Raw genomic sequence first — 1,268 nt, 5'->3', positions numbered from 1 at the left:
GGGACTGCCCCCAGTTTGGTTGACTCCTGACCTGTGAGGATTCGTCCTTGCTGGAAGGATCAATCTCGTGCCGAAGCCGTTTCCCGCCGAGTTCCGAGCCGATGTCATCGCCGTAGCCCGCAAGGGCGAAGCACCGCTGCGCCAGATCGCGAAGGACTTCGGGATCTCGGAGGCCTGCCTGCATCGCTGGCTCAAGATCGCCGACCGCGAGGACGGTCTTGGCCAGCCCGCGCCGGCGGCAGCTCCCGACGACACAGCAGCGCAGCTGCGCGAAGCACACAAGCGGATCAAACTCCTCGAGCAGGAAGCCGAGGTGATGCGCCGCGCTGTCGGCTACCTTTCCCGGGACGCCAACCCAAAATGATGTACCCGCTGGTCCTCGACCTTGCCGCTGACGGAGTTCCCGTCACGGTGACCTGCCGGGTCCTGGGTTTCTCTACCCAGGCGTTCTACAAATGGCGCAAAGCGCCTTTGACACAGCGTGATTGGGACGATGCGCACCTGATCAACGCCGCCCGCGATATTCATGCCGATGACCCCGCCTTCGGCTACCGGTTCATCGCCGACGAGCTGCCCAGTCGCGGGATCACCGCCGGCGAAAACCGTGTCGCCCGGCTGTGCTCCCAGGAACGGATCTGGTCGATCTTCGCCAAAAAGCGAGGACTGAACCGCCGATCCGGGCCACCCGTCCACGACGATCTTGTAGACCGCCTCTTCAGCGCAGCCGGCGCCGACCAGGTCTGGTTGACCGACATCACCGAGCACCCGACCGACGAAGGCAAGCTCTATCTCTGCGCCATAAAAGACGTCTACTCCAACCGGATTGTGGGCTACTCGATCGACTCGCGAATGAAGTCCTCACTCGCGGTCGCTGCCCTCGATCACGCGATAGCACTGCGCTCGCCAGTGGCGACGATCGTCCACTCCGACAGGGGTAGCCAATTCAGGTCACGAAAGTTCGTTCTCGCACTGTCACACAACGGATTACATGGATCGATGGGTCGAGTCGGCGCGTGCGGTGACAACGCCGCCATGGAGTCGTTCTTCGCCCTTCTGCAACGCAACGTGCTCGACCGGAAACGATGGTCCACTCGGGCCGAGCTGCGACTGGCCATCGTCACCTGGATCGAGCGGACCTACCACCGACGCCGCCGGCAACGCGCCCTCGGCCGACTCACCCCGATAGAGTTCGAACTGCTCCACACACCAGTCGCAACCGCGGCCTGAAATTCACACCCCCGCGAGTCAACTGAACCCGGGGCAGTCCC

1 protein-coding gene is annotated in these 1,268 nt (G+C 63.3%); it reads left to right on the top strand.

What is annotated here, in order from left to right:
- The first annotated feature begins 67 nt into the window (after positions 1–67).
- A protein-coding gene (locus ACZY1G_RS27785) for an IS3 family transposase (protein WP_463824160.1) occupies positions 68–1,227 on the top strand; the annotation gives its coding sequence in 2 pieces (ribosomal slippage) (positions 68–359 and positions 359–1,227; 1,161 coding nt in all).
- The last annotated feature ends 41 nt before the right edge of the window (positions 1,228–1,268 follow it).

The sequence above is a fragment of the Mycobacterium sp. IDUB_5 genome, assembly GCF_055419565.1.
Note: the sequence above shows the minus strand (reverse complement) of the source record. Positions and strands in the feature narration are given on the sequence as shown.